This window comes from Paenibacillus gansuensis, from assembly GCF_042684925.1.
GTDB classification, from domain to species: Bacteria; Bacillota; Bacilli; order Paenibacillales; family DY6; genus Paenibacillus_N; species Paenibacillus_N gansuensis.
This window is the reverse complement of the sequence record NZ_JBHUME010000008.1, coordinates 493,757-517,611: the sequence shown is the minus strand read 5'-3', so window position 1 is coordinate 517,611 and position 23,855 is coordinate 493,757. Positions and strand designations below refer to the sequence as shown.

Here is a 23,855-nt window from a genome sequence, read left to right as displayed (position 1 = left end):
ATAGACTATACCGAGCTCCCGAAGCGAATGGGCCAGCCTTTTACGGGCTGGAACCCTTCGGTGACGGGGGTTCTTTTTTGCCCTCACGGAATGGGATACAATAGAGGGGAATTAGAAAGGACGATGTGGAATGCGCGACCGGATTCTGGTTATAGATGACGATGAGAAAATTACGTCCATGCTCCGCAGGAGTTTGACGTTTGAAGGATACGATGTCTCCACAGCAAATCAGGGAGCCGAGGGGCTGCGAAAACTGCTTGCAGAAGAGCCGGGCCTGCTCGTATTGGACGTGATGATGCCCCAGATGGACGGATGGGAAGTGTGCCGCCGTGTTAGGGATGGGGGCAGCACGGTGCCGATCTTGATGCTGACGGCCAAAGACGAAATTGCTTCCCGGGTAAAGGGGCTGGATTTAGGGGCGGATGACTATCTGGTGAAGCCTTTTGCCCTGGAGGAACTGCTGGCCCGGGTCCGGGCACTGCTTCGCCGGAAGACGGAGCGGACGGAGAAAGCTGTGAACCGGATTGCGTTCGACGACATGGTGCTGGACTTGGATACAAGGGAACTGATCCGGGGCGGACAGTCGGTGGAGCTCACGACCAAAGAATTCGATCTGCTTCATCTGTTCATGCAGAACCCGCGCAGAGTGCTGTCGAGGGACGTCATTATGGAACGCATCTGGGGGTTTGACTACAGCGGCGAGTCGAACGTGCTGGAAGTGTATATTGCCATGCTGCGCCAAAAAACGGAGGAACACGGCGGAAAACGCCTGATTCAGACAGTACGCGGGGCTGGGTATGTGCTGAAAGGGGACTAGGCTATGTCGATCCGCTTGCGGCTGACGTTGTGGTATACCCTGATTCTAGCCGTCATGATTACGGCGTTCAGCATGTCGCTGTACGGTTTCTTTTCTTATAATTTGTATTCTTCTGTGAAGAAAGAATTGCAGGCCCAGTGCGATGAAATCTATAACCGTGTGAGAGTTCTGCCTTACTTGATGGATGATGTAAGGTATTATCAGCTCCTGCTGCCGAATATGGATGGATTCCAGGAATCGAACTTATATTTGCAGGCTTCGAATATCAAAGGAAATATTGCAGATAAATCAAGTAACCTGGGGAATTTTGAGCTGGGACGCTCTGAAGATATTCTGAAGAAAGCTCTTGCGGGGGAGCAGGACTTTACAAACCAGACGATTGGACACAGCTCTTTGTATGTATATACCCGTCCTATCGTTTTATCTAACGAAGTGATCGGTATCCTTCAAGTCGGCACCCGTATCGATAACATTGAAAAATGGCTCGGCACGATGCAGTTGAGCCTCATTCTGGTCGGCCTCGGTATGATCCTCCTTGCGGCGTCACTCGGCTTTTTCCTTGCGCGTAAGGCGCTGAAACCGATTGATCATGTCATTTTGGCAGCCAACCAGATCGAGCGGGGTTCCGACTTGGGAAGGCGGATCAAGTATAAAGGTCCGGCTGACGAGATCGGGCGGCTGACGGATACATTCAACAATTTATTATCGCGGATCCAAGTGATGTACAGCGATTTGGAGGAGGCATACCGCACGCAGCGGCGGTTCGTCTCGGATGCTTCGCATGAGCTGCGTACGCCGCTGACCACGATCCGGGGTAATGTAGATCTGTTGGAGAAAATGTGGAAGCAAACAGCCGACCCTGTGAAGCTGGCCCTCCCGGAAAACCGGGAAATTTCCCTCGAAGCGATGCGGGATATTTCCGACGAAGCGGAACGCATGAGCAGGCTGGTCAATGATCTGCTGGCGCTTGCCCGTGCTGACGCCGGCCAGGAGCTGCAGAAGGAGCCTGTCGACATCTTCGGGGTAGCGGAAGAAGTTGCCCGCAGAGCCCAATTCCTGCCTCATAAGGCAGAGTGGCGGCCCGGTGACTTGAGCGCATTAGAAGGAGCTGTCGTTACGGGCAGTAAGGATATGCTTCAGCAGCTTCTTTTTATCCTCATAGAAAATGCCTTTAAGTATACCCCGGAAGGTCATGTGACGATGGATGCGGTGCACAAAGATGACATGATCGGCATCCGTGTGGAAGATACGGGGATCGGTATGGCTAAAGAGCAGGTTCCTCATATTTTTGAACGGTTCTACAGGGCGGATGCTTCCAGGGGCGAAACGGTCGGCACCGGTTTAGGGCTGTCTATTGCCAAATGGATCATTGAGCAGCATGAAGGGTCGGTAGAAGTGACAACGGGGCTGGGAAAAGGAACCACCTTTACGGTTTGGCTTCCGGTCAGCTTTCCACCCTCTGAGGAATAAGGTATAATAGATAGGCAGTGCAAGATGGAACACTGAAAGCAGGTGCAGCAATTGGAAGTATTGAAGATTACCCCAAGAGGTTATTGCTATGGAGTGGTAGACGCTATGGTGCTGGCTCTCCAGACCGCCAGAAATTTGGATCTGCCAAGGCCGATTTATATATTGGGCATGATCGTTCATAACAGCCATGTGACGAACGCTTTTGAAGATGAGGGAATCATTACTCTGGACGGTGAAAACCGCCTTGAAATTTTGGACCAGGTAGAGAAAGGGACTGTCATTTTCACGGCGCACGGCGTCTCGCCGGAAGTGCGCAAGCGCGCCAGGGATAAAGGACTGACCGTCGTGGATGCAACCTGTCCGGATGTGACGAAGACACATGACCTGATCCGCGAGAAAGTCGCCGACGGATACGAAGTCATTTATATAGGCAAGAAAGGCCATCCGGAACCGGAAGGCGCCATTGGCGTGGCTCCGGAGCATGTTCATCTGATCGAACGGGGAGAAGAGATCGACCGTCTTCAGCTGACCAGCGGACGGATTATTATCACTAACCAGACAACCATGTCGCAATGGGATATTAAGCATATAATGAAGAAATTATTGGAAACCTATCCTCAGGCTGAAATTCATAATGAAATCTGCCTGGCAACACAGGTTCGCCAAGAAGCGGTTGCAGAGCAGGCAGGCCGGTGCGATCTAGTGATCGTCGTAGGCGACCCTCGCAGCAATAACTCCAACCGCCTGGCTCAGGTGTCGGAAGAGATTGCAGGGGTGACCGCCTACCGGATTTCGGACGTTTCCGAAATCAGACCGGAATGGCTGACGGGAGTGAAGCTGGTAGGTGTCACTTCAGGCGCATCGACCCCGACTCCGATTACGAAAGAAGTCATTTCATATCTGGAGCAATTTGAGGAAGACCGCCCGGAAACCCATGAGATCCGGCGGACGGTAAATATGAACAAGCTCCTGCCTAACATTAAAGAGAAGGCCGGCAGCTAAACAACACGTACAGACACAGTGGAAGGAGGGGTTGAGATGAAGACTCGATTTATGCAGATGATGCGCTGGTTTAAATATAAATATCTTATGCTTCTTCGGGCAAAAGGCGGTCCAGCCATGGTGGCTACCGGATTCTCCATCGGGATTGCGGTAGAAATGTTCACACTGCCTACCTTCGGCCTGGCGTTCTTTCTGATCTTTCCGCTGAATTACTTGCTTAGAGGAAGCTTGGCCGGCGCGTTAATCGGTTTTGTAATCGGGAAGGTCATCTACATCCCTATTGCGTTTATGAACAGCAAGGTCGGGGGAATGATCGTTCCGAAGCATTTGGAGGCGGATATCGCCTTTTTGCCGCAATGGATCGAGAAGCTTTTATTTGTGAACCTGAAGCTTATCGTCGGCGGCATGATTGTGGGTGCAGTTATGGGGATCCTGTTATATTTCCCGGTAAGATGGCTGCTGCAGTATTTTACTCACCGGCGTAAAGAAAAGCGCAAGCATCGCAAGGCTACGGTTCTTATGACCGCGACCGATATATAATGAACTCAATTTAACAGCCCGGCTATGGCCGGGATTAGGACGCCGAGAGGCGTTCTTTTTTATATCAAAATATATAAGTTTTCTCGCCATACTCAGCTCTGCCGATTCACGATATACAGAATTTAGTATTGAAAAAGGGAAAGAGATCATGTATTATTACTTTAATGGATAAAAGCTTAAAAGCGTATAAGCATTAAAGCGTGTAAGCGTTCATACAATTACATGAATGCAATACGCTGAATCATAGCATTTAAAGACTATTTATTATTGGGGGAGATTGACATGATCGCCATTACATCAAACACCATTTCTGAGGAACGGTTAAACGAAATTATAAGCTACATCGAGAAGAGCGGAAACCAGGCGCATGTGTCCAAAGGGACGGATCGCACTGTGATCGGGATCATCGGGCAGGCGAGCCCGACGCTGGCGGAACATCTGCGCCAGATGACAGGCGTGGAGAATGTCATTAAGATTTCCAAATCTTATAAGCTGGCAAGCCGCGACTTCCATCCGGAGGATACGGTCATCGACATCAAAGGCGTGAAAATCGGCGGTGATGAGCTGGTGATCATGGGCGGGCCTTGTGCGGTGGAAAGTGCGGAGCAGATCGACGAAATTGCCAGACTGGTAAAGGCGGCCGGAGGGCAAGTCCTCCGCGGCGGCGCATTTAAGCCAAGAACGGGGCCATACAGCTTCCAGGGTGTGGGTGTTGAAGGCCTTGTGATGATGAAGGAAGCCGGCGAGAAGCATGGCCTGCTGACCATCACGGAGGTCATGACTCCTGAGTATGTGGATGTGTGCGCAGAATATGCCGATATTCTGCAAGTAGGAACACGCAACATGCAAAACTTCGATTTGCTGCGCAAGCTGGGAACGATCAAAACTCCGGTGCTGTTGAAACGCGGTTTCAGCTCCACCTACGATGAGCTTCTGAATGCAGCGGAATATATTTTGGCGGGAGGAAATCCGAACGTTATGCTTTGTGAGCGGGGCATTCGTACGTTCGAAACCTACACCAGGAATACCCTGGATTTGACGGCTATTCCTGTGCTCCAGCAGCTCAGCCACCTGCCGGTCATTTCCGATCCAAGCCATGGAACCGGACGCAGAGAGCTGGTTGAAACGATGTGCAAAGCATCGGTAGCCGCCGGAGCGAACGGACTCATCGTTGAGATGCATACAGATCCGGACAACTCCATGACGGGAGACGGTGTACAGTCCCTCTTCCCGCACCAGTTTGCCCAGCTCCTGCAAGACCTGGAAAAGCTGGCTCCACTGATGGGCAAGAAGTTTGAGACACCGAAACAACCGGTGGAAAGTTTCCGGTAATAGGGGTCATAAGCAAGAATCGGGCCAACTTCCTCCGCAAAGGGGAATTGGCCCTATTTTCCATTTATTTTACAAGTGTAAGAATACCTTACACAGACGCAAAAAATACCTTACATAAGTATTGACGAGTTTAGGCTCGAGTTTTATAATAGGAAAAAATGAAAATGAACAATGATCTATAGAAATGCGATTAATGTTCGGAAATTGGGGAGGAGTATCATCAATGTCAGTTCAAAACGTATTGGATCTTATTAAAGAAAACAATATTGAATGGGTAGACTTCCGTTTCGTTGACCTTTCGGGCAGAGCCCACCACATTTCACTGCCTGCATCCGAAGTGGAAGCAGAAACGTTCCAAAATGGGGTAGCTTTCGACGGATCTTCTATCCAAGGTTTCAGAGGCATTGAAGAGTCGGATATGGTTATGGTTCCTGATACCGAGTCCGTATATATCGATCCTTTCACAGCACACGCTACATTGATCGTTATGTGCAACATCCACACTCCTGACGGCGAACGCTATGAGCGCGACCCGCGCAGCATCGCACAGAAAGCGGAAGAATTCCTGCAAACTGCGGGCGTAGGTACTGCAGCGTTCTTCGCTCCTGAATCCGAATTCTTCATCTTTGACGATGTAAGATACGAGAGCACAACGAACTCCTCCTCCTTCAGCGTAGATTCCGAAGAAGCGTTCTGGAACACGAACCGCAAGGAAGAAGGCGGCAACCTTGGTTTCAAAGTTCGCCAAAAGGGCGGCTATGTACCGGTAGCTCCAGTTGATTCCCAACAAGATATCCGTTCCGAAATGTGCCGTCTAATGACGGAAGCCGGCCTTCGCATCGAGCGCCATCACCACGAAGTGGCGACTGCGGGCCAAGCGGAAATCAACTTCCGTTTCGACACGCTGACGAAAACTGCCGACAACCTGATGAAATACAAATATATCGTTCATAACGTTGCAAGACAGTACGGCAAAACCGCTACTTTCATGCCGAAGCCGCTGTTTGGCGACAACGGAAGCGGAATGCACGTTCACCAATCCATCTTTAACGGGGACACACCTTTGTTCTACGAAAAAGGCGGATACGCGAACCTGAGCGAAACTGCTATTCATTACATCGGCGGTATCCTATACCACGCTCCGGCCTTGATCGCTTTGACGAACCCGAGCACGAACTCGTTCAAACGTCTGGTACCAGGCTACGAAGCTCCGGTAAACCTGGTATTCTCCAAAGGTAACCGTTCCGCAGCCGTTCGTATCCCGGTTGCAGCTGTAACGCCTAAAGGCTGCCGTATCGAATTCCGTACGCCGGATTCCACTGCGAACCCATACCTTGCTTTCGCAGCTATGCTGATGGCAGGTCTGGACGGCATCAAGAAGAAAATCAACCCGACCGAGTTGGGTTACGGACCATACGACAAGAATATCTACGATCTGTCCGACGAAGAAAAGAAAGAAATCCGCAGCGTTCCAGGCACTCTGGATGAAGCGCTGGATGCCCTTGAGGCGGATTATGAGTTCCTGACAGAAGGCGGCGTCTTCACGAAAGAATTCATCGACAACTTCATCGATCTGAAGCGTGGAGAAGCAAAAGCCGTTGCCATCCGCATTCACCCTTACGAGTACGGTCTGTACTACGACTGCTAATCCGAACTTTATCTTATTATATGTTCCCAAGGAGGTTCCCGCTGGTTGGCGGGGGCCTTCTTTTTAACATAGGAACGCCCCTGGCATGGACAGGGGCGGGAAGGACAAGCCCGGCGGGGAGGAAGTCTTCAAGATGTCAGCTGCATACAGCAGGACAGCTTAGGATCCGGCCGCAGGCGCCGGGCGGGGGGCTGCTGCGCCGCGAGTTACTCGGCGGCGTGCAGCGGGTATTCGCCGATGGCTTCGTACATCGGCTTGCGTCCCAAGTGGGTCCGGTATAGCACATACCGGTCCACGGTCCATGGGGCCTCGGGGAGATCCGACCCGAGGCGGCGCCACAGCGCGTCGTCCGGAGACGCGCCGCTCTTGAAGTTCCGTGCGAGCGTGATATGCGGCCGGAAAGGCCGATTCTCGCGCGGCACGCCGGCGCCGGCCAAGCCGGCGGTGAGCTGCTGCTCGAGCCGGCCCAGGGCGTCGAGCGCTCCTGCGGCGCCGGCCCACAGCACGGACGGCCTGCCGGGTCGGCCGAAGGCTCCGACGCCGCTTAGGCGGAGGCCGAACGGCTCGTGGCCGGCAGCGGTTTGGCGGGCGATTTCATCATACCGCCGGCTGTCTTCCTGGGAAGCCTCGCCGATGAACTTAAGCGTTATATGGTAATCCTCGGGATGGGTCCATTTGCTGAAAGAGATCTCGTTGTGCCATTTCTGTGTCTGCAAGTGAAGGAGTTCCTTTACCTCGGCCGGTAAAGGAACCGCAAAGAAAATGCGGATCTTATCGGTACTCATGTCCATTTCACCTCGATAAGTAATTTATTTTAGCTTGAACATACCGGTCTAACCTTGTTATCATAACCATAACCAAATCATAGAAATCAGGGGAGTTGGAGACGTGACGAAGCGAGCTTATAATTTTAACGCAGGACCTGCAGCATTGCCGTTGGAAGTACTGGAACAGGCACAATCCGAATTTGTGGAATTCCGGGGATCGGGCATGTCCATTATGGAAATGTCTCACCGTGGAGCCATTTATGAAGGCGTCCATAATGAAACGAAGCAGCTGCTGACGGAACTGCTCGGGATCCCGGAAGGGTACCAGATCCTGTTCCTGCAAGGCGGCGCAAGCACTCAATTCGCCATGATTCCTATGAATTTCCTTCAGGGGCGGACAGGAAGCTATGTCATGACAGGCAGCTGGGCGGACAAAGCGGTGAAAGAAGCCAAAAACTTCGGCAGCACCCACATCGCCGCAAGCTCGGAAGCCAACCAGTTCCGCAGCATTCCGTCTTTAGATACGTTTAACGTCCCCGAGGATTCCGCTTACCTGCACATCACATCGAACGAAACGATTGAGGGCACGCAATTTCAGCAATATCCGGACGCTGGTTCCGTACCTTTGATTGCGGATCTGTCCAGCGATATTATGAGCCGACCGCTGGATGTGTCTCAGTTTGCCATGATCTATGCAGGAGCGCAAAAAAACCTGGGACCGTCCGGCGTGACCGTAGTGATCGTTCGCGATGATTTTATCACAGAAGTACCGAAAACCGTGCCGACCATGTTCCGTTATGAAACTCACGTGAAGAACAATTCGTTATATAACACACCTCCGGCGTATTCGATCTATATGGTAAACCTGGTTCTGCAATGGATTAAAGGCAAAGGCGGACTTGCAGGGATCGAACGCCAAAACCGTGAGAAATCCGGGCTGATCTATCAGGCCATCGATGCAAGCGGCGGATTCTATAACGGCTTTGCGGAGAAGGACAGCCGTTCCATGATGAATATCACCTTCCGTCTGCAGAATGAAGAATTAGAAAAGAAATTTGTCAAAGCTTCGGAAGCCGAAGGCTTCGTGGGTCTTAAAGGCCACCGCAGCGTAGGCGGCCTCCGCGCATCCGCATACAATGCGGTCCCGTACGAGAGCTGCAAAGCTTTAGCGCAATTTATGGCGGAGTTTCAGCGTACGAACGGGTAAGCCAAAGGAAACAAAAAGAAGAGCTGCCCGGTATGCTGAGGCAGCTCTTTCTCGTTTATCCGAGGGAAGATTCCTTCCCTGCAGGTTCGGTCAGTTTGTAACCGACGTTGCGGATCGTCATAATATAGTCCGGGTTGCGCGCGTTGTTCTCAATTTTATCCCGCAGATGGCTGATATGCACATCAACGATTCGCGTATCGCCAAGGAAGTGGTAATCCCATACGCCGTGCAGCAGCTGTTGGCGGCTGAGCACTTTCCCGCGGTGTTTGCACAAAAAAAGCAGAAGCTCGAATTCTTTTGGTGTCAACTCGATCGGCTTTCCTTCTATAGTCACTTCCCTCTGCTCAGGATGAACCTTGATGCCGCCGATGGTCAGCGGCTGCCCTTCCTGAGACGAAGGAAGGGTACGTGTACGGCGCAGAATGGCCTGCACACGCGATATCAGTTCTTGAGGGCTGAAAGGTTTCGTCATATAATCATCCGCACCGTTATCTAAACCGGCAATCTTGTCGGAGAGATCTTGCAATGCGGTTAGCATAATGATCGGCACCAAATTGTTTCTGCTGCGGAGCTCCCTGCAAACCTGGATCCCGTCCATTTTCGGAAGCATCAAGTCCAGCACGATCAGGTCGGGACGGAAAGAGCGGATGGCTTCGAATACGGCCTCACCGTCATATACGCATTGTACGTCATACCCTACCAGTTTGAGATTAAAGTCGATCAGCATCGAGATGGAGGGCTCGTCGTCAACGACGAGTATTTTTTGCTTCATCGTACCTTCTCCTTTCTTCCTGGGTTCCCTTATCTTCCAAAGTATAGTGTGCGACTATCAAGGCTATATAAAGGTTACGTAAACGGAATGTTAAATCGAAATTTCGCGAACGCTGTTGTATAATAGGTAAATTGCGAGGTGATGAATCCACATGGCTTTTCATATTGTACTAGTGGAACCGGAAATTCCGGCAAATACAGGCAATATAGCAAGGACATGCGCAGCTACAGGCGTGCATCTTCATCTGGTGCGCCCGCTGGGCTTCGATACCGATGACAGGACCCTAAAGAGAGCAGGGCTGGACTATTGGTATGCAGTAAACATTACTTATTACGATCATTTCGAGGAAGTGAAAGAAGCAAATCCGGGGGGCCGCTTCTTCTTCGCTACGACGAAGGCAGACCGGTATTATACGGAGTATCAGTTTCAGGACGGGGATTTTTTCGTATTCGGCAAAGAAACGAAAGGACTTCCTCCGGAAATACTGAATGCCCATAAGGAATCGCTGATCAAGATGCCGATGACGGATAAAGTCAGGTCGCTGAACCTATCTAATTCGGCGGCGATCATTGTTTTTGAAGCTTTGCGCCAAAACGGGTTCCCGGGCATGAACTAAAATGCTGTCCTTATATTACGAACGGCCGAAAGGGTTTCGGCTGTCGTAATATTTTTTTTGATTGGGACCGAAACGATTCGATGTTCACGAATGATGTATTAATGTAGTTCAGGAATAATGGGCATTGGGTCTATATGGTTGGAATTACCAACATGTTAAAAAAGGAATTCGGCCTCCAATAAACGAATAGGTTCCATGAGATGTTAGTTGTTGATGTGTATTTTTACATAATCTTTAAAGTCTTACAAGGGAGATGGATTTACAAATGAAACCGATCGGCATCGTTAGGAAAGTGGACCAGTTGGGGAGGATCGTTCTGCCAAAATCGCTGAGGAAGCGCTATGAAATGAACGAGGGAGATCCTGTAGAAATATTGGTCCAAGGGGAGCATATCATTCTTGAGCGTTACCGTCCCCGCTGTATCTTCTGCTCTTCTGCGGATGGGGTCAAGGAATTCAAGGAACGGCATATTTGCTCGGAATGCCTTGCGGGAATGGAACGTTTGAAGCAAAAATCCTGACATGCTGCTGCAGGCATAAAACACAAAAAGCATCACGTTCCGGCTGCCCGGGCGTGATGCTTTTTGCTGCTTGTCCGAATCTCTTCCTTATTACAGGCCCTTCGTCTGATCCTCATTGTAAGAGGAGGTAAGGATTGCGCCAAGGAATGCCAGCAATACGACTAAAATAACAATGGTTTTCAAGGAAAACGACATACCCAGAAATTCCATTCCAGCACCTCCGTTATACCTCAAGATGTCCTAGCATCTCCTTATTATACCTAACCGCCGGCGAATTGAAAATAACATTTGCGCCAGTCCGCTTTAATTTTTGACCCATTCCTTCTTCCTGTATTCGTTCGGGGAGATGCCGGCCATTTTTTTGAACACTTTGCTGAAATATTTCTCGTCCTTGTATCCGATCATTTCAGAAACCTGTGAGATTTTCAGATTAGGGTTCAACAGCAGCAGCTTAGCTTTGTCTATGCGGATTCGCCCGATGTAATCGGAAAGATTCTCGCCCATCTCCTGCTTAAACCGGCGAGAGATGTACTCCCGGCTGAGGAAGAAGCGACCGGCAATATCCTGCAGAGTGATTTCCTCGTGATAATGCCCGTCAATATATTTTGCAATCTCATAGATAACATTGTTATCTTTCTGCTGGTTTTTGGCCATAAGCTGGGACAAGTACAGCAGGCTTTGTGTTAGTTCCTCCCGCCACAAATCCAATGACAGCTTGCCCTGCATATCCATAGGTATGATCATTTTGGCAGGTTCGGCATCTGAAGTTTGCGGTGCTCCGTCGGAGGAAGCCAGATCCTTCAGCCACAGGGAGCGGAAGACCGTGTATTCGTGCCTCCAGAGCTCCAGCTGCTCTACCGTAATCATAGGCAGCTTGCGGACTTCCTCGATCCATTCCGACACAGCTGCGGCGATCCTGTCCGGCTGGGTGCTCCGTACAGCAGTGCGTACGTTCTCCTCAAAATCCGTAAAATGAAGCGAGCTGATTCTCGCCCCGCGCGTGCCGTCAAAGGTATGGAGCCGTGTCTGTTTCTGAAGCAGATTGCGGCTTCTCAGCGCTTGGCGCGCTTCTTTATAAGAGGCACCAAACCCTGATGGAAACGGATGGACCGTACCGATACCGAAGTCGAATCTGCCGTTGAGCGTCATATGGAACCCGTCGTTAATCTCATTCAGTACGCTTTCCAGCCGCTCAAGCCCGTTCCAGCATAACAGGACAACCTCATTTTCACTGTTCCAATAGCGGAATGAGTACCCGATGCCTTCCATGCGGAGAATTTCATTGCAAATATTTGTCAGCGTAAAATACAAAAGGTCGATATGGGAGCTGAACTTGTCCATGACGCGGCTGTCCATAGTATCCAGGGACAAAATCACCGCCTGGCATTGAACGTCTTCCTTAGGCAACCCCAGTTCCCGGCTCACTGCATCAGCGACAGAATAGTAATAGCGGGGCTCGGTAATGAGATTGGAAAAAATTTTATCCCAGTAGACCGGCTTGATCTTATTCATCTCAATGGACTGCTCTCGGGACTGCAGCCGGTTCATTTCGTCTTCCTTCCAGCTGTCGATCGCTTTCCGGACCGCCTCGTTCAGCTGGTCGGGATCGATCGGCTTCAGCAAGTAATCCATTCCGCCGTATTTGACCGTATGCCGGACAAAGTCGAAATCGTCATGTCCGCTGATGACCAATGTTTTGCTGGAAGGGGAATGGTTTCTGACCCATTCCAGCAGCTGCACCCCGTTCTTGATGGGCATTAGCATATCGGTCAGAATGAGCGCAGGATGCTCCCTGTCAATGATCTCGGAAGCTTTCTCCCCGTCCTCAGCCTCCAGCACCGTGTCCACCCCGTACTCATCCCAGGGGACAAGCAGGGAGATCGCGTCCCGTACATGTTTTTCATCGTCTACTATCAGTACTTTCACTGCATATCGGCTCCTTTGGCTGTAGGTATCTTTAAGGTGATCTTGAGTCCGGCCGGTTCTATATTCTCAATATCCATCGATGCTTTATCGTCAAAATACAGCTTTAAACGCGACAGTACGTTCATCAGCCCAACACCTCCGTCAGGCCCCTCGGTTACGCTGCCCGGCGGGAGCTCCAGCTTGTGCTGAAGTTCAAGAAGCTGGTTCTGCGGGATCTGTTTTCCGTTATTTCTCACTTCAATAATAAGGTTAGCCTGGTAGCCGGCGTCTTCATCGCAGTAGGGTTCCAATCGGCAATCGATGCAGATTTCGCCATTGCCGCCCAGCGGTTCGTACCCGTGCTTAAAGTAATTTTCCAATATAGGCTGGAGCAGCATTTTCGGAACGGTGATGACGGCCGCTTCCGGTTCCACACGAAACTCTGCCGTAAGCTTGTCCTCAAACCGCTGCCCCTGAAGCTGCAAATAAGCTTTGGCATGTTCGATTTCTTTGGATAACGGAACAAGCGCTTCATTTGTGTTCATGTTGTAACGCATCATTTTGCCTAAAGAGGAAATCAGGTTATAAATCTTGCGTTCCTGATTCTGCAAAGCGAGCGTCCCGATCGACTGCAGGGCATTGTTCAGGAAATGCGGGTTGATCTGGGCTTGCAGTGCCTTCAGCTGATTCGTCTTGTTTGCAATTTCCAGACGGTATTCTCTAACGATTAAATTGTTAATCGTCTTCATCATGCCTTGGAAGCGCTGGGCCAGAACGCCGATCTCATCCGATCTGCCCACATCGATATCGACATTTAACCGCCCTGCTTCAATCTGCGTTATCGAACGGATCAGGCGCTTGATCGGTTTGGTGAACAGCACTGAAATATAAAGCGCACCCAGTACGACGATGAGAATCGAGGCGCTCATGACGAACACATTGATCTCGGCCATCTGCCGGATGTTCTCATATAATGTCGTATCCGGTATCCGCTTTACGATTGTCCAGTTGAGATAGGGGGTGCTCATTTTCTGATAAATATACATGCCGTTAAACTCATTGTCTCTCGTGCTGTAATAGCCGGAATCCGAGGTTTGGGAGAGCAGCTTTTTCACCCAGCTATCGGACAGCTTCCGTCCCTGCATTTTCTCTTGGGGTCCATAGACCACCGAACCGTCATCGGATACGATATACAATTCTTCACTGCCGTTGGTATACAGCTGATCCGAAATCGAACGGATCACATCCAGTTTGATGTCGATGGACAACTGTCCAATCTGATCCGTGTTAGGAATTTCATAAATCGGCCTATGAATGGAAATGACCGTTTGCGGCGCATAATAAGGCGACTGCTTAGGAAGCCCGTAATCATGGCTTTGATGAGTAGGCTCTACATAAGCTTTGTAAGGCAAATCCGGAATGGGACCGTATGGCTTGTCCAGCCCGAACCCTTCCTTTTTGTTACCTTTGGCAAGAAGATAAGCTTCTTTGGTTTTAGAAACGTACAGATAAATCTGATGAATTTCTTTCACGGCGCGCGAGGTGTTCACAAGGGAACTGTATATTTCCGCTTTGCTCGAATAGTCGGTTAACCCTTGCTCCATTATTTTATAAAGTGTATTGGTGTCACCGGTGCGTATATCAGTGTAAGGAGAAAGTGTAGCCTGCTCGATAATGTTCATGTAGTTGGTCAGGTTCGTTTTGCCTTGAAACAGAAGGTTCGTATTGTTATCAACAGATGCGGCAATGACCTGCTCCCGGGTATAAAAATAGGAAATGACAATCGATGTTGTCATCGGAATGATAATGGCGATCAGCAGGAACAGAATAAGCTTGCTCCGAATGCTGGCATGGATGAACCGAAGCCTCAAATCCCTCATCCTTTCCTCAATTAGGCGTACATTCTATTGTAGCATAGCAGAGCAAGGTCAATATATTCCACCTCTTCGTTCAAAAGGGTCAGTGTTAGCTTGGATGCTAACCTTCTATACTAATACTACCCTAGACTAAAAAGCGGTATTTCACATTTGAAAGGAGCAGTACCATGTACCGAAAACATAAGTTGTCGGAATTTATGCAGCAAGCTGTCTTCATCGGTCCGGCCTTGCTAGCTTTTCTTTTAATTATTGCAGCCCCTTTTATTATGGGAATGTACTACTCCTTCACAAACTGGAACGGAGTCAGCGGTTCGATTACCCCTGCGGGGTTCGATAACTTCGTTAGAATTTTCAAGGATGAGAAGTTCCTGAACGCGTTCGGATTTACTGTTCGCTTCACGGTTGTTGCCGTTATCGTCACCAACCTGATCGGGTTCTTGCTGGCGCTGATGCTCACTCAAGCTTTGAAAACAAGAAACCTGTTAAGAACCGTATTCTTCCTGCCGAACGTGATCGGCGGATTGCTGCTCGGATTCATATGGCAGTTTATTTTCGTAAAAGGCTTCTCCGCGATCGGGACTGCGACAAACATTCCGTTCTTTAACCTGCCTTGGTTAGGGGATTCCACCACCTCGTTCTGGGCGCTCGTTATCGTCAGCGCTTGGCAGGGAGCAGGTTACCTGATGGTCATCTATATTGCTTCCCTGGTAAATGTGCCGAGAGAACTGAACGAAGCTGCTGAAATTGACGGAGCTACCGCATGGCAGCGTCTGCGCAACATTACGATCCCGCTGGTTATGCCTGCGGTTACGATCTGCCTGTTCCTGACGATCTCCAACTCCTTCAAGATTTTTGATCTGAATTTGTCCCTGACCAAAGGCGGACCTTACGATTCTACGCAGTCCGTGGCTTTGAACATTTATCTTGAAGCTTTCCAGAACAACCGTTACGGTCTTGGAACAGCAAAAGCATTCTTATTCTTTATCGTTGTAGCCCTCGTGTCGACGATTCAAGTGTACCTGACTAAGAAGAGGGAGGTTGAAGCCTAATGGAAACGAAATACAACGGCAAAACGCTTGGCTTAGAGATTGTTGCGATTCTGGCCGGGCTGGTGTTTCTTGTTCCGTTTTACTTCCTGTTAGCTAACTCCGTGAAGAAGTTTTCCGAAATTCTGCTGGATTCGGCAGCGCTGCCTAAAGCCTTCACGTGGAGCAACTATACGAGAGCATGGAAAATCATGGATTTTCCTCAAGCTTTCACGAATTCCCTGCTCATTACTGTATTCAGCATCATCGGCCTGGTCATTATCAGTTCCATGGCCGCTCACCGGATGATCCGCCGTCCGACGAAATTCAACACCCTGCTGTTCACATCGTTTGTTGCGGCAATGGTTATCCCGTTCCAGTCCATTATGATTCCGCTCGTTCAGGTTGCCAAAAACTTCGGCCTGATCAGCAGCATCTGGGGCCTGGTCATCTGCTACCTCGGCTTCGGGGTATCGCTTACCGTATTTCTGTATCATGGTTTTATCAAATCCATTCCGCTTGAAATTGAAGAGGCGGCCGTCGTTGACGGTTGTACTCCTTACGGCGTGTTTTGGAAGATTGTATTCCCTCTGCTGAAGCCGATGACCGTGACGATCATGGTTCTAAACGCGCTTTGGATCTGGAACGACTTCCTGCTGCCGTCCCTGATTCTGGGTCAGGATCCGGACTTGCGCACCATTCCGCTGTCCACGTACTCCTTCTTCGGGCAGTACACGAAGCAATGGGATTTGGCGCTGGCCGCACTGTGTATGGGCATACTGCCAATCGTCATCTTTTTCCTGGCGATGCAAAAACATATTATCGAAGGCATTACGGCTGGTTCGGTCAAAGGGTAACCTTTGGCCTTTACATACTGTTGAACCGGCTTGGTGACCTGAGAAAAAAGAGAGAGATAGGACTAGGAGGAAAAACAACATGAAGAAGATCACACTGTTCAGCCTTGTGCTGGCTTTGTTCGTAGGGCTTCTGGCAGGCTGCGGAAACAATACGGACAAAAACAACGAAAGCGGCGGAAAAACAGGGGGGAATGCAGGCGGCGGAGAAAAGAAAACCGTCCGTATTTTCAACTTCAAAGTTGAAATTGCAGAAGCTCTGGATAAAATGAAAGCCGAGTACGAAAAAGAAAACCCGAATGTGAAGATTCAAATTGAATCCTTGGGCGGCGGCGGCGACTACGGCGCAGGCTTGAAAGCGAAAGTTGCAGCTGGAGACATTCCGGATATTTTCAACAACGGCGGTTTCTCCGAAAGAGAAACATGGCAGGAATACCTGGAAGACCTGTCCGATCAGCCATGGGCTAAGGACGTAATAGATGTAGCGAAAGAGCCGATGCTGAAAGACGGAAAGATTTACGGTATGCCGATGAACCTGGAAGGATACGGCTTTGTGTATAACAAAGACCTGTTCAACCAAGCGGGCATCACGGAGCTTCCGAAAACCTTGAGCGACTTGGAAGCTGCTGCGAAGAAACTGCAGGCGGCGGGCATCACACCTTTTGCTAACGGATATCAAGAGTGGTGGATTCTTGGAATTCACAACCTGAACGTTGCCTTCGCTCACCAGGACAATCCTGATGAGTTCATCAAAGGGCTGAATGCCGGATCTGCAAAAATGGCCGGTAACCCGAAATTCAACGAATGGGCGAACCTGCTTGACCTGACTGTAAAATACAGCAACAAAAACCCGTTGACTACGGATTACAATACGCAAGTTACGACATTTGCCAGCGGACAAGCTGCGATGATGCAGCAGGGTAACTGGACACAAGTTCAGATCGACCAGATCAACCCTGAGTTGAACCTGGGCATTCTGCCTATGCCGATCAACGACAATGAGGAAGAGAACGATAAGCTCCTTGTAGGCGTACCTAATAACTGGGTAGTTCATAAGAACTCCAAAGTGAAGCAAGAAGCGAAAGACTTCCTGAACTGGATGGTTACAAGCGATACAGGGAAGAAGTATATCGTAGAGCAATTCAAGTTTATCCCTGCGTTCAAATCGATTGAAGTGAAAGATCCGCAAGTGCTGGGCGACCTGGCGACAGCTGTCAGCCAATACAGCAAAGACGGCAAAACGCTGAGCTGGAACTGGTTCAAATATCCGGAAGGCGCAACGAACGAGTTCGGTGCTACGATCCAGGCTTACATTGCCGGCAAACGCGACCGCAATCAGATGTTCGCCGATTTCGACAAGACTTGGCAGAACCTGAAGAAGTAACATAGGAGTAAGCAATAACACCAACGAAACCGTGCCTTTGGCGCGGTTTTTTTGTGCAAATAGCAGTACAAGATTTCCCTATACTCTGTTCTGATATTTCTCAGGTTATAGTGCAGCAGGCTTATGAAACGCGGATACGTGTGAAAAAAGTGGATGTTGGGAAAGTAATATGGCAGTTAGAATTGCGAATGTTGTATTACATACAACAATATACTGCGAAAATGGCACATTAGGCGGATTGTTCTATGTTGTGCAACATTTTAAGGCGGGAAATGAGTGTTGAGGGGGAAAGTGTTGTACAGAATACAACAATCTAGGTAAAGAGCTGGTTTTGGCATGCAAAAGTTGTACAGAATACAACAATGTCAAAATGAGACTGAATCGCTTCCGTCCCTACAGCCTAAAAGTCGTTTCTGGGCATATACTGGTATGCCAACGAGCCGGAAGCCCTTGTTAACTGTAATCGGTTCCATATGGAAAGGCATAAACAAATGGATATCCAAAATAACCCAAGGTGTACTATGTTGACCTTGGTCAATATCGTGCACCTTTTTGTTCAACATCCTCAGTGTGACTGTAGTCCCAAATTTCCTATACTTTACTTGTAAGCAGTTACAAACAAACACTTACGGTATGATTATAGGGAGGTAGCAAGATGAAAAAATGGTCGGTTATGAGCTTAGTCTTCGTTCTGCTAATCGGTTTACTGGCAGGATGCGGATCAAACAATGGTAACAATTCGGCGGCGGAAGGTACAGACAAGCCTGCTAACAGTGAAAATACGGCGAAGGATGAGCCTAAGAAAGACGTAACGATTAAAATCTTCAACTTCAAAGTAGAGATCGCCGAAGCCCTGAATAAAATGAAAGCGGAATACGAAACATCCCACCCTGGCGTGAAGCTGGAAATTGAATCTGTAGGCGGCGGCGCTGACTATGGTGCGGCTCTGAAAGCGAAATTCGCTTCCGGCGAAACTCCTGATATTTTCAACAACGGCGGATTTAACGAAATGAACACTTGGATGGAGCATCTGGAAGACCTGTCCGATCAGCCTTGGGTCGGAGACATTGTTGATGTAGCGAAAGAGCCAATGACCAAAGACGGCAAAATTTTCGGTATGCCGATGAACCTGGAAGGTTACGGCTTCCTGTATAACAAAGACCTATTTGCTAAAGCAGGAATTATCGAGCTTCCAAAAACAATGGCACAGCTGGAAGAAGCGGCTAAGAAGCTTCAAGCTGCGGGCATCACACCTTTTGCTAACGGATATCAAGAGTGGTGGATCCTGGGTATTCACAACTTGAACGTTGCTTTCGCTAACCAGGCGAATCCTGATGAATTCATCAAAGGAATGAACGACGGAACATCCAAAATCAAAGGCAACGAAGTGTTCAACAACTGGGCGAAGCTGCTTGATATGACAGTGAAATACGGCAACAAAAACCCTCTGACCACGGATTACAACACGCAGGTAACCCTGTTCGCAAGCGGTAAAGCGGCTATGATGCAGCAAGGAAACTGGACGCAGATCCAAATTGACGGCATCGACCCGAACCTGAACATTGGTGTTCTGCCAATGCCGATCAGCGAAGATGCGGCGGCTAACGACAAACTTTATGTAGGCGTACCTAACAACTGGGTAATCAACAAAAATTCCAAAGTAAAAGCAGAATCGAAAGAATTCCTGAATTGGCTTGTCAGCACTCCGGAAGGCAAGAAATATGTTGTCAACGAGTTCAAATTCATCCCTGCTTTCAAATCGATTGAAGTGACGGATCAAGCGATCCTGGGTGATATTGCTAACGACATCATTGCATACAGCAAAGAAGGCAAAACCCTTTCCTGGAACTGGTTCAAATACCCGGATGGTGCAACCCAAGAGTTTGGTGCGGCTATGCAGGCTTACATTGCAGGCAAATCCGACAGAGACCAAATGTTCGATGCCTTCCAAAAAACTTGGGAAAACCTGAAAAAATAATTGAGTATGACCTAAGCCGAAAACCTCAGCGGAGCGCTGGGGTTTTTGTTTGTTTACGGAAGCCGCGCCTGGCGTTACAATATTTGAATCAGGTTTACAACTTGGAACAGCAAGGGGACGCGAACAGTGATAAAGTGGATTAGCAGATGGAGGGATTCCCGTGCGGCAGCCGTTGCTCCCGAGAACCGGTTATCGCCGGACGCCGTTACGGTACTGGCGCTGCACGGTTTTTACAGTTTCGGGACGGCTATGGCCGGTGTTTTTTTAAATTTGTATTTGTGGCGGCTGACGAATGACCTGTTTTTAAACGGGATGTACAATATCATTGTATTTTTTGTGACTCCCGTTTTCTTTGTGATCTGCGGGTATTGGGCAAAGACAAGGGACAGGCTGCTCGTTTACCGGATTGGAGTCGTATTGACAGCGCTGTTCTACCTTGCGGTTATCGCGGCGGGTTCGAATGTAGCCGAATTCGCATACGTATTCGCGGTGCTGAATGGAATTGCTAACGGGTTCTATTGGCTAGGCTATCTAACGCTGCAGTTTGATATTTCTACGAACCAGAACCGGATGCGATTTCTCGGCTTCAATCTGATTATGGTGAACGGCGCGGGGCTTGCGGGACCTGCTTTGGCCGGCTTCATCATAGCGAACGGGGAAGGCCTGCAGGGCTATACCATTGTGTTCAGCTTGGCATTTGTCATGTTTCTGGCGGCCTCTATCGGAAGCTTGAAGCTGCGGTCTCACCCGTCCCATCACAAAGCTTACTACTTAAAATACACGCTGTTAATGGCACGCAAAAGCCGAATCTGGAGCCGGGTGCTGCTCGTATGGTTTATTTTCGGCTTATTGAACGGGGCCATGCTGTTCATTCCGAATATTCTGCTGCTGCAGGTATTCGGCAAGGAGGATTCGGTCGGCTATATCGGCATGCTGTTTACCGGAATCACGATCATAACGAGCTATCTGTTTTCCCGGAGGGCGAATCCTGCCAACATCAAGCTGTACTGCGCTGTCACTGCGATCTTTTATGCTCTATCCGTGTCATTATTGTTTCTGCAGCTGTCCGTCTGGACGGTCATCGGGTTTCTTGCCCTCTACGGTGTTTGTTTCCCGATTCAGTTCAACGCACTTTCCGCCTATAATTTCCGGGTTATGAGCAGTATGCCGCTCAAAGGGGGCTTTCGCGTAGAAGCTATCGCGGTGCGCGAGATTACCTTAAGCGCCGGGAGAATTCTGTCCATATTCGGAATCATCCTGTTGTCGGATAATCTAAGTTCAGCTGCGATACCGGGGATTCTGCTGGCGGCGGCTTTGGCGCAGCTGTTTATTATCGGTTTGGTAAGGAAATTGTAAATAATGCTGAAAACACAGGCAGTCCATTTGAAAAATGGGTTGCCTGTTTTCTTTTGGGTAAACATATACAGAACAGGATTTATAGGGCACAGAGGAGGAAGCATGCTATGCATAAATATGAGGCGATTATTATCGGCGGAGGGCTAGCGGGCACGCAGGCAGCAATTCAGCTGGGCAGATACGGTGACGATGCCATCGTGATCGATGCCGGTGGAGGCAGGTCTACAACTTGCAGAAGTTATCACAATCTGCTCGGTTGGCCTGACGGAGTATCCGGACAAGATCTGCGCAGGCTGGGACGCGAACAGGCGGAAAAGACAGGAATCCGGTTTGTTTCCGGGGAAGTGATTGGTGCTTCGAAGACGAAGGACGGATTTAAACTGGTAATAAAGGATACGGCAGAGGAGTATGAAGCTTCTACTGTGCTGCTGGCTACCGGGCTTAGTGACAGGTATCCAAAGCTGCCGGGCCTGGAACATTGCTTGGGCAGCTCGATTTATGTATGTCCTGACTGCGACGGGTATGAGGTGAAGGACAAGCCGACTGCCATTATCGGGTCCGGACATCCCGGAGCCAACATGGCGCTTACCATTTCCCAGTGGACCAAGCAATTAACTTATATTAACCATGAAATGTCTCCTGTAGATGAAAGTTTACGGCAGCAGCTGAAAGATAAAGGCATTACTTACTTAGAACAGCCTATTGATCAAATAGAACATGTGGGCGGTACGGAGCTGAGGTCGATCCTGCTGTCCGATGGCACATCGGTCAAAGCGGAGCGGGGGTTTATCGCTTTCGGCGGCAATAAAATTCACACGGAATTAGCGAAAATGCTGGGCGCGGAGAGGATGGAGAATCTGCATGTCGTAACGGATCCGCGGACCAAGGAGACCTCGGTTCCCGGTGTCTGGGCAGCAGGGGACGTCGGAGTCCATTCGGAGCAGGCGGTAATTGCCATGGGAGAAGGCCTTCAGGCAGCTATTTGGATGCACAAACGGATCGTGCAGATGAAATCCAATGGAAAATAATATCCCGGTTTTTGGCATATGCTATGCCTGAAACAAAGCAGAAGGGAGGTTGCTTCTAATGGTAAAAGAAAATTTGGAGGACGGGATTCCCCCGAAAGGCCATGTTGAATTTCACGAGCCGACCAAGGTAGTGGCCGCACGCCCGGAAGATGCGGAATCCGAGAGCGAGCTGAACGAAATGAGGTTGAACGACGGCTATCCGGGTTCCTGCGGCATTCAGAAATAACTCCGGTTGCTGCGTATGGTCCCAGTTCTGAAATTTCGCTTGCAGGCTCCCCGTTTTAGGAGTACTATTTTCTTTAACTTGACCTGAATCGTTAGGTAATACATAGCATAATCGGGGAGGCTGCAGCAGATGGAATATACGTTTTCGAAATTAATGGGACAAGCAAAATCTTCAGCGGTAAGAGAGATTTTGAAATTAACTCAAGGGAACAGCGTCATCTCTTTCGCCGGCGGCCTGCCGGCTGAGGAACTGTTTCCTTTGGAGCCGATTCGTGATGCGTATGCGCGCGTCTTTACGAAGGGGAAAGGCGTGCTTCAGTACAATTTGACCGAAGGATTTACACCTTTGCGCGCGAAGATTGCGGAACGCATGGCTAAGAAGGGAATGAAGGTGACTCCGGATGAGATGATTCTCACGACCGGATCCCAGCAGTCCATTGATTTGATAGCAAGGGTTTATCTGGACGAAGGCGATACCGTACTTGTTGAAAATCCAACTTACCTAGCCGCTTTGCAGGTGTTCCAGTCACGGGGAGTGCAAGTGCTGGCTGTGGAAAGCGACGAAGAGGGCATGATTACGGAAGATTTGAAAGCCAAAATTGCAGAACACAAGCCTAAGATGGTCTATGTAGTTCCTACGTTCTCCAATCCGACAGGCCGGGTATGGAGCGTGGAACGCAGATTAGGAGCTTTGGCGACTTGTAAGGCGGCGAACGTGCTGATTCTGGAAGACGATCCTTACGGGGCGGTACAGTTTGACGGTTCGGAGACGTATCCTACGATCTTCTCTTTGGATGATCATCCGCATGGTTCGGCCGTCGTATACACGAGCACCTTCTCCAAGACGGTTGCCCCGGCGCTCCGTACCGGCTGGGTCATCGGCGATCCGCAGGTGATCCGGATGTTAGCCCGGGCCAAACAGAGTGCGGATTTGCACTCCAGCGCAACAGACCAGCAAGCGTTGTATGAGCTGCTTGCAGGCAGCTTCTCCCTCGACGAACATATTGAACTGATTTCCCGTAACTATGAAGAGCGGATGCGCTTTATGGCGGGACTGCTCCGTGCGCCGGAGTTCAGCGGCTTGCGTTTCATAGAGCCAAAGGGCGGCATGTTTATATGGGTAGAGCTGCCGGAGGGCATGAATTCCGAAGAGCTGATGAAGCTGGCCGTTGCCCGCGGGGTAGCCTTTGTCCCGGGCTCGTCGTTCTACGCTGGTACACCACGCTTGAATACGCTCCGTATGAATTATACGCATACGGACCGGGATACGACCGTACTTGGTATGGAGCGCCTGAAAGCCGCGTTAGCGGAGCTTACGGTAACACAGCAGGGATAACAAAACCGGTGAGAAGCATGGGCTTCTCACCGGTTTTTTGCTGTATATTGCAGGCTGGAAGCAAAAGAGCAGGTGGAGCAAGCCTGCTGCGTTCTAGTTCCGGTGGTAGGTGTGCCGGTCGGGTCCGCCTTCTAACGAATCCTCAGATCGCTATTTTATCTTACAATTTTACAATGGCGGGAATCCGTTTTTACAA

At 49.7% G+C, this 23,855-nt stretch carries 21 protein-coding genes; 17 read left to right on the top strand and 4 right to left on the bottom strand.

Features of this window, described 5'->3' with window-relative positions; genetic code table 11:
- Nucleotides 1-130 precede the first annotated feature (130 nt).
- From ACFSUF_RS14625 to glnA, 6 genes are all read left to right on the top strand, one after another.
- Nucleotides 131-817, top strand: a complete 687-nt coding sequence (locus tag ACFSUF_RS14625) for a response regulator transcription factor (RefSeq protein ID WP_377603694.1) — start codon at nt 131-133, stop codon at nt 815-817.
- A 3-nt stretch (nt 818-820) separates the two neighbouring features.
- The gene (locus ACFSUF_RS14620; protein WP_377603693.1) at nt 821-2,287 is read left to right on the top strand and encodes a sensor histidine kinase; all 1,467 of its coding nucleotides are present in this window, start codon (nt 821-823) and stop codon (nt 2,285-2,287) included.
- Nucleotides 2,288-2,338: 51 nt separating this feature from the next.
- Nucleotides 2,339-3,289, top strand: coding sequence for a 4-hydroxy-3-methylbut-2-enyl diphosphate reductase (locus ACFSUF_RS14615; RefSeq protein ID WP_377603692.1), 951 nt, complete (start codon nt 2,339-2,341; stop codon nt 3,287-3,289).
- Between the two features lie 36 nt (nt 3,290-3,325).
- On the top strand, nt 3,326-3,829 hold the full coding sequence (locus tag ACFSUF_RS14610; protein WP_377603691.1) for a DUF2062 domain-containing protein: 504 nt from the start codon (nt 3,326-3,328) through the stop codon (nt 3,827-3,829).
- A 282-nt stretch (nt 3,830-4,111) separates the two neighbouring features.
- A complete protein-coding gene (gene aroF / locus ACFSUF_RS14605) occupies nt 4,112-5,161 on the top strand; it encodes a 3-deoxy-7-phosphoheptulonate synthase (RefSeq protein ID WP_377603690.1) in 1,050 nt (349 codons plus the stop codon).
- A 223-nt stretch (nt 5,162-5,384) separates the two neighbouring features.
- Nucleotides 5,385-6,809, top strand: coding sequence for a type I glutamate--ammonia ligase (glnA, locus tag ACFSUF_RS14600; RefSeq protein ID WP_377603688.1), 1,425 nt, complete (start codon nt 5,385-5,387; stop codon nt 6,807-6,809).
- A 206-nt stretch (nt 6,810-7,015) separates the two neighbouring features.
- On the opposite strand, the gene thpR is transcribed toward glnA, so the two are convergent.
- The gene (gene thpR / locus ACFSUF_RS14595; RefSeq protein ID WP_377603687.1) at nt 7,016-7,594 is read right to left on the bottom strand and encodes an RNA 2',3'-cyclic phosphodiesterase; all 579 of its coding nucleotides are present in this window, start codon (nt 7,592-7,594) and stop codon (nt 7,016-7,018) included.
- 103 nt (nt 7,595-7,697) lie between these two features.
- Here thpR and serC point away from each other — a divergent pair, with 103 nt between their 5' ends.
- Complete coding sequence (gene serC / locus ACFSUF_RS14590) at nt 7,698-8,783, top strand: 3-phosphoserine/phosphohydroxythreonine transaminase (protein WP_377603686.1); 1,086 nt, start codon at nt 7,698-7,700, stop codon at nt 8,781-8,783.
- Between the two features lie 55 nt (nt 8,784-8,838).
- On the opposite strand, the gene ACFSUF_RS14585 is transcribed toward serC, so the two are convergent.
- Nucleotides 8,839-9,555: a response regulator transcription factor gene (locus tag ACFSUF_RS14585; protein WP_377603685.1), complete on the bottom strand. Its 717-nt coding sequence runs from the start codon at nt 9,553-9,555 to the stop codon at nt 8,839-8,841.
- Between the two features lie 151 nt (nt 9,556-9,706).
- Between ACFSUF_RS14585 and trmL the strand changes: the two genes are divergently transcribed.
- Entirely contained in the window at nt 9,707-10,171 is a 465-nt protein-coding gene (trmL, locus tag ACFSUF_RS14580) for a tRNA (uridine(34)/cytosine(34)/5-carboxymethylaminomethyluridine(34)-2'-O)-methyltransferase TrmL (protein WP_377603684.1), read from the top strand.
- 265 nt (nt 10,172-10,436) lie between these two features.
- A complete protein-coding gene (locus tag ACFSUF_RS14575) occupies nt 10,437-10,691 on the top strand; it encodes an AbrB/MazE/SpoVT family DNA-binding domain-containing protein (protein WP_377603683.1) in 255 nt (84 codons plus the stop codon).
- Between the two features lie 303 nt (nt 10,692-10,994).
- Here the strand turns inward: ACFSUF_RS14575 and ACFSUF_RS14570 are convergent, their stop codons facing one another.
- Together ACFSUF_RS14570 and ACFSUF_RS14565 are read right to left on the bottom strand one after the other, a co-directional pair.
- On the bottom strand, nt 10,995-12,617 hold the full coding sequence (locus ACFSUF_RS14570; protein WP_377603682.1) for a response regulator: 1,623 nt from the start codon (nt 12,615-12,617) through the stop codon (nt 10,995-10,997).
- On the bottom strand, nt 12,614-14,467 hold the full coding sequence (locus tag ACFSUF_RS14565; protein WP_377603681.1) for a sensor histidine kinase: 1,854 nt from the start codon (nt 14,465-14,467) through the stop codon (nt 12,614-12,616). Before ACFSUF_RS14565 ends, ACFSUF_RS14570 begins: the two co-directional genes overlap by 4 nt.
- A gap of 173 nt (nt 14,468-14,640) precedes the next feature.
- On the opposite strand from ACFSUF_RS14565, the gene ACFSUF_RS14560 reads away from it, so the two are divergent.
- The 8 genes from ACFSUF_RS14560 (at nt 14,641) to ACFSUF_RS14525 (ending at nt 23,659) form a co-directional block, all read left to right on the top strand.
- The gene (locus ACFSUF_RS14560; protein WP_377603680.1) at nt 14,641-15,522 is read left to right on the top strand and encodes a carbohydrate ABC transporter permease; all 882 of its coding nucleotides are present in this window, start codon (nt 14,641-14,643) and stop codon (nt 15,520-15,522) included.
- On the top strand, nt 15,522-16,355 hold the full coding sequence (locus ACFSUF_RS14555) for a carbohydrate ABC transporter permease (protein WP_377603678.1): 834 nt from the start codon (nt 15,522-15,524) through the stop codon (nt 16,353-16,355). The genes ACFSUF_RS14560 and ACFSUF_RS14555 overlap by 1 nt, the downstream gene beginning before the upstream one ends.
- Before the next feature lie 79 nt (nt 16,356-16,434).
- Complete coding sequence (locus ACFSUF_RS14550; RefSeq protein ID WP_377603677.1) at nt 16,435-17,736, top strand: ABC transporter substrate-binding protein; 1,302 nt, start codon at nt 16,435-16,437, stop codon at nt 17,734-17,736.
- Nucleotides 17,737-18,391: 655 nt separating this feature from the next.
- Nucleotides 18,392-19,714 (top strand): ABC transporter substrate-binding protein, encoded by a 1,323-nt coding sequence (locus tag ACFSUF_RS14545; RefSeq protein ID WP_377603676.1) that lies wholly within the window; start codon nt 18,392-18,394, stop codon nt 19,712-19,714.
- A gap of 126 nt (nt 19,715-19,840) precedes the next feature.
- Nucleotides 19,841-21,070, top strand: a complete 1,230-nt coding sequence (locus ACFSUF_RS14540; RefSeq protein WP_377603675.1) for an MFS transporter — start codon at nt 19,841-19,843, stop codon at nt 21,068-21,070.
- 107 nt (nt 21,071-21,177) lie between these two features.
- The gene (locus ACFSUF_RS14535; protein ID WP_377603674.1) at nt 21,178-22,098 is read left to right on the top strand and encodes an NAD(P)/FAD-dependent oxidoreductase; all 921 of its coding nucleotides are present in this window, start codon (nt 21,178-21,180) and stop codon (nt 22,096-22,098) included.
- 58 nt (nt 22,099-22,156) lie between these two features.
- The gene (locus ACFSUF_RS14530) at nt 22,157-22,324 is read left to right on the top strand and encodes a hypothetical protein (RefSeq protein WP_377603673.1); all 168 of its coding nucleotides are present in this window, start codon (nt 22,157-22,159) and stop codon (nt 22,322-22,324) included.
- A gap of 129 nt (nt 22,325-22,453) precedes the next feature.
- Complete coding sequence (locus ACFSUF_RS14525) at nt 22,454-23,659, top strand: aminotransferase-like domain-containing protein (protein ID WP_377603672.1); 1,206 nt, start codon at nt 22,454-22,456, stop codon at nt 23,657-23,659.
- Nucleotides 23,660-23,855 lie beyond the last annotated feature (196 nt).

What these genes read in the sequence shown, in the direction of transcription:
- ACFSUF_RS14545 (WP_377603676.1), top strand. Translation starts at nt 18,392, where the DNA reads ATGAAAAAATGGTCGGTTATGAGCTTAGTCTTCGTTCTGCTAATCGGT.
- ACFSUF_RS14555 (WP_377603678.1), top strand. Translation starts at nt 15,522, where the DNA reads ATGGAAACGAAATACAACGGCAAAACGCTTGGCTTAGAGATTGTTGCG.
- ACFSUF_RS14585 (WP_377603685.1), bottom strand. Translation starts at nt 9,555, where the DNA reads ATGAAGCAAAAAATACTCGTCGTTGACGACGAGCCCTCCATCTCGATG.
- thpR (WP_377603687.1), bottom strand. Translation starts at nt 7,594, where the DNA reads ATGAGTACCGATAAGATCCGCATTTTCTTTGCGGTTCCTTTACCGGCC.
- ACFSUF_RS14575 (WP_377603683.1), top strand. Translation starts at nt 10,437, where the DNA reads ATGAAACCGATCGGCATCGTTAGGAAAGTGGACCAGTTGGGGAGGATC.
- ACFSUF_RS14525 (WP_377603672.1), top strand. Translation starts at nt 22,454, where the DNA reads ATGGAATATACGTTTTCGAAATTAATGGGACAAGCAAAATCTTCAGCG.
- ACFSUF_RS14620 (WP_377603693.1), top strand. Translation starts at nt 821, where the DNA reads ATGTCGATCCGCTTGCGGCTGACGTTGTGGTATACCCTGATTCTAGCC.
- ACFSUF_RS14625 (WP_377603694.1), top strand. Translation starts at nt 131, where the DNA reads ATGCGCGACCGGATTCTGGTTATAGATGACGATGAGAAAATTACGTCC.
- ACFSUF_RS14610 (WP_377603691.1), top strand. Translation starts at nt 3,326, where the DNA reads ATGAAGACTCGATTTATGCAGATGATGCGCTGGTTTAAATATAAATAT.
- ACFSUF_RS14530 (WP_377603673.1), top strand. Translation starts at nt 22,157, where the DNA reads ATGGTAAAAGAAAATTTGGAGGACGGGATTCCCCCGAAAGGCCATGTT.
- ACFSUF_RS14535 (WP_377603674.1), top strand. Translation starts at nt 21,178, where the DNA reads ATGCATAAATATGAGGCGATTATTATCGGCGGAGGGCTAGCGGGCACG.
- trmL (WP_377603684.1), top strand. Translation starts at nt 9,707, where the DNA reads ATGGCTTTTCATATTGTACTAGTGGAACCGGAAATTCCGGCAAATACA.
- ACFSUF_RS14550 (WP_377603677.1), top strand. Translation starts at nt 16,435, where the DNA reads ATGAAGAAGATCACACTGTTCAGCCTTGTGCTGGCTTTGTTCGTAGGG.
- glnA (WP_377603688.1), top strand. Translation starts at nt 5,385, where the DNA reads ATGTCAGTTCAAAACGTATTGGATCTTATTAAAGAAAACAATATTGAA.
- aroF (WP_377603690.1), top strand. Translation starts at nt 4,112, where the DNA reads ATGATCGCCATTACATCAAACACCATTTCTGAGGAACGGTTAAACGAA.
- ACFSUF_RS14560 (WP_377603680.1), top strand. Translation starts at nt 14,641, where the DNA reads ATGTACCGAAAACATAAGTTGTCGGAATTTATGCAGCAAGCTGTCTTC.